Origin of the sequence: Streptococcus sp. 4155 (assembly GCF_013276695.1) — a bacterium.
Lineage (GTDB): Bacteria > Bacillota > Bacilli > Lactobacillales > Streptococcaceae > Streptococcus > Streptococcus pseudopneumoniae.
Window position 1 is genome coordinate 46,426 of sequence record NZ_VMLM01000046.1, and the last position, 3,792, is coordinate 50,217.

Below are 3,792 nucleotides of genomic sequence, written 5' to 3' on the forward strand. Positions count from 1 at the left end.
GACGTTGACGTGGTTTGAATTTGATTTTCGAAGAGTATAAACTCATCTGATAACAACTATCTTACCCCAATCCTCAAACAAAAACTGGACTTCCTCCCCAAATGCGCCTATCTCCCTCCCAACTGCACTTTTTGGATAAAGAAAATAGGCAGAACAAACGTTCTACCTAGAAAATATAAGAATTCCAAGTTAATAAAACCGAAATGATTTCGTGTCATTATTAAGTAAAGAAAAGAAATTTTAGTATTTCTAAAAACTATTTATAATAGACACTATAGCATTAAATAAAAATGGTACAGAAAATACTACTGTCAATCTTAAATTTTTAAATCTCGCATAATTTGTTATCCCAATTAGTAATACTGTCAATATGCTGAAATAAGCAAACTTTATATCCGATGGATTAAATAAGTAACAAAGTAAAATGCTAAAACTTAAGGTTATATTTTTAGATAAAAGAATATCTCCAAAGTTCCTCTTATCCTTATCAAAAAATAATGTAATCAGAAAGAGAGAAAATCCATATTCAATAAGAGTTGCTATAAATGTGAAAACAACAGAAATCACTGTCAATATTGTTTCTATTTTAATTGTAAAAAGATTAGATAGTTCAGATAATTTATCAATTTGTTCATCTAAAATTCCCGACTTCATCAGTAAATCAATAAACAAATATAAAAGAAAAAGATAAATAATCAGATTCATTAATTTGTATAAACTATTATTTGTTTGAAATTTCATAAACCCGTCCTTCCTCTATTAAAATCCTTTGAGATTTGCTAATCAATTCTTGATTCAATAAATTATGAGATACATATATAATAGTAGAGCTTTCTTTCATGGAAATTAAACGTTTAGCAATCATATCAATACTTCTTGCATCCACTGTTGATAAGGTCTCATCAATAAAAATATAATCCCAATTTTTAGCAAAAATTAAGGATAAGCCTAATTTGAATTTTGTTCCAGTAGATGCTGTCATATAGTTATCTCCGATTTTATTATCAAAAAAAGTATTAATTTGTTCTTTATCCTCAAATGATAGATGGATTTGAAAAGAATCACACAACAACTGCAAATTTTCTTCTATAGTAAATGGAATAACCCCAAGCTGATTGGTATCAAGGTATAGTACATCTTTGGATACACAATTCTTTAAACCACTATCAAAAGTCTCTAGCCCAGCTAAAAGTTGTAGAAGGGTGCTCTTTCCTGAACCATTCTCTCCTTCAACTCTGTAAATTCCCTTATCAATCTCTAGTGATATATTTTTCAGTATACATTTATCATAACTTTTAGATTCATTTTCAATTTTCATAATTTAATTCCCTCTATCAACGCTGCTAAAATTAATAAAATATAAGAAATGATATACCATTTTAAATTACTTTTTATATAAATAAGTATATTTTCAATTCCCCTATCCTTCAATAATCGGTATAAAAGATACTGACTCATACCTTGATACCAAATAAAATTCGGTATTTCAATAAGACCATGAGGTAATATTCCTTTTATTGTAGCTACTATTCCAATCATCTGACCAGATATACCCAATTGTATTCCTAAAGATAGCAAATCAAAAAGTTGCAATAAGGGCGAAATCGGAAAACAGAATAGATATAGCAAAAAATTTGTAGAATTTGCCTGTAAAACTGTCAATGTAAATTGTAATTCCAGTTTCGGAGGTATAGTAGCAAAAGTCTCACTTTTTAATATAAAGCTTAAAAGTAAACCTAGTGAAAAACAGACCGTACAAAATAACACATAGTAAATCAGAAAACCACTTTTTCTCATCTAATGCCCCCTACTAAAGTTACAAATAATATCAGAAAACAATATAAAACCAGAAAACTCCATCTCAATAAACTAACTGTACCTTTAATTAAAAATAGAGCTTTCTTATAATAGACATAGGCTATAAAATAATTGAATGGAATCAATAACAAATTCAACAAAATACTTTTTATATCATTACTATAACTTGTCACCGGAATCAAACATAACAACAATGAAAATTGTAAGAAAGAGATTAAATGCGTCAACATCATTAGTTGTGCATTCTTAAAAAAGAAATTCATTTTAGAATGATTAAGAGCAGATAATTGAAGTAAAGCTAGATCTACCCCAATTGAGGATTTATGATTCCCTATTATTGCCTCCATTAATGTGATATATATTGAGGTATAAAGAAACAATATTGGTATTTTTGTACCATCAATTGATAACATCGTCATCATATACCAAAATAGATAGGAAAGAAGAATACTAATCAAAATAAAAGAAAAAGTTAACCCTTTATTTAACCAACAAAAACGAAGCAATATAAATAGACTGCTACGAAATCTTTTTTGGCTCATTCGACTGCTTTTAAAATAGAAATTACTCGCATGATTATCTAATATCCCCATGACTAAAATAAAATAATTGAGTAGTATGACATAAATTACAACTTGTCCTTGTTCTATAGACAATAGTCCTATAGATAAAAATAAGAACAATTTACTTATAATTGAAAACAAACTAGGTAGAATTAAAGAAATAATTTGAATAACTATCAAACAAAGAGTAATGTATAAATAAAAATATCCAATAATATCTAGAAAATACAAAATAAATAAATAAATGAATGATTGTAAAATTTGGAAAGAATAATATTTCTTGACAATGGCAAGAAGATAGAGAAAAATATAGTTTTTCCTTATATAGAAAGTATTTATTTTTTTACTTTGGATAGGCAGTTTCATATTATAACGATTCAAAGTAGCGTAATCTACTACCAAAAAAAGTAAAAATAATTTCCCTTGAAAAGGAAGATAGCTTTTAAAATAGATTGACAAACTTATGATAACAAAAAACAAAAGGGTTATCCCAATAAAATTAAGATAACCTAAAATACTTTCACATTCTTTTTTAGAAAGTATTTTCATCTAGTTCTACCATAGAGCTGCTTGAGCAGCACTCTTCTTTTTCAATATATAAAGAACTGTTGCTGCAATACCCGAACCAATAGAACCTACTCCTGTGATTGCACCTACAATTGAAATTACTGCTGTAACTGTACTATAAGCACTAATCAAATTGACTACAGTAGCAGCAGCTTTTGTCGAAATTCCTAATGTCCCAGCCAACATAGGAAAAGAAACAACACCTAAGCTTAACCAACTAATGACTGCTAACATTGCTGAAACAATGAGAAATTTATTATGAAATTCCATTCTTTTAGATTTCATTTTAGTGTACTCCTTTTGTATATTATGTATGTTTTATTGAGAGTTAATTCGCACATGTTGTATTCCTAACTCTCTTCAAATGTTCGTCTATATTTTATACTACTTTTATTAACATATCTATAATAAATAAATTACTACTACATTTTCCTAGATTATCAAATTACTTTTATATCACTAAGACTCAATAAAAGATAATGTCTATTTAACTTTTATACGATTACTACCTCCTTTTTAGTTTACACTTCCTACATCATAAATAAACATACTCAACCCTCACAATCTCCAAATCACTCTTTTATATCATTGAAAATTGAGTTTCATCCTCTATACTAATGTAGGAAACCTATTAATACTCAATCATTTTCAAAAAGCAACCTTGTTCATTGTCTACTGACAGTGGACTTTAAAACGCTTTTTTCCAGTCCTTGAATAACTTCTTGAAGCTTATCAATGACGGCTTCCAATGTTTGGAAAACCTTGTTTTTAAAACCTCGTTTTCGAATTTCTTTCCAGACTTGTTCAATAGGGTTCATTTCTGGTGTATAAGGTGGGATAAAAG

The 3,792-nt window shown here is 28.0% G+C and carries 6 protein-coding genes; all 6 read right to left on the minus strand.

Annotated features, from left to right (window positions below; all coding sequences use genetic code 11):
- Window positions 1-249: 249 nt before the first annotated feature.
- Complete coding sequence (locus HT715_RS06285) at window positions 250-741, minus strand: hypothetical protein (RefSeq protein ID WP_000671988.1); 492 nt, start codon at window positions 739-741, stop codon at window positions 250-252.
- The gene (locus HT715_RS06290; protein WP_000687786.1) at window positions 722-1,318 is read right to left on the minus strand and encodes an ATP-binding cassette domain-containing protein; all 597 of its coding nucleotides are present in this window, start codon (window positions 1,316-1,318) and stop codon (window positions 722-724) included. Before HT715_RS06290 ends, HT715_RS06285 begins: the two co-directional genes overlap by 20 nt.
- A complete protein-coding gene (locus HT715_RS06295) occupies window positions 1,315-1,797 on the minus strand; it encodes a stage II sporulation protein M (protein WP_001232096.1) in 483 nt (160 codons plus the stop codon). The genes HT715_RS06290 and HT715_RS06295 overlap by 4 nt, the downstream gene beginning before the upstream one ends.
- A complete protein-coding gene (locus tag HT715_RS06300) occupies window positions 1,794-2,930 on the minus strand; it encodes a hypothetical protein (RefSeq protein ID WP_000698831.1) in 1,137 nt (378 codons plus the stop codon). The genes HT715_RS06295 and HT715_RS06300 overlap by 4 nt, the downstream gene beginning before the upstream one ends.
- Before the next feature lie 6 nt (window positions 2,931-2,936).
- Window positions 2,937-3,233: an uberolysin/carnocyclin family circular bacteriocin gene (locus HT715_RS06305; protein WP_000837727.1), complete on the minus strand. Its 297-nt coding sequence runs from the start codon at window positions 3,231-3,233 to the stop codon at window positions 2,937-2,939.
- Between the two features lie 380 nt (window positions 3,234-3,613).
- Window positions 3,614-3,792, minus strand: a 179-nt coding sequence (locus HT715_RS06310; RefSeq protein WP_172922866.1) for a transposase, incomplete at its 5' end; no start/stop codon positions are given.

Coding starts and splice junctions, on each gene's coding strand:
- HT715_RS06300 (WP_000698831.1), bottom strand. CDS start 2,930: ATGAAAATACTTTCTAAAAAAGAATGTGAAAGTATTTTAGGTTATCTT.
- HT715_RS06295 (WP_001232096.1), bottom strand. CDS start 1,797: ATGAGAAAAAGTGGTTTTCTGATTTACTATGTGTTATTTTGTACGGTC.
- HT715_RS06305 (WP_000837727.1), bottom strand. CDS start 3,233: ATGAAATCTAAAAGAATGGAATTTCATAATAAATTTCTCATTGTTTCA.
- HT715_RS06285 (WP_000671988.1), bottom strand. CDS start 741: ATGAAATTTCAAACAAATAATAGTTTATACAAATTAATGAATCTGATT.
- HT715_RS06290 (WP_000687786.1), bottom strand. CDS start 1,318: ATGAAAATTGAAAATGAATCTAAAAGTTATGATAAATGTATACTGAAA.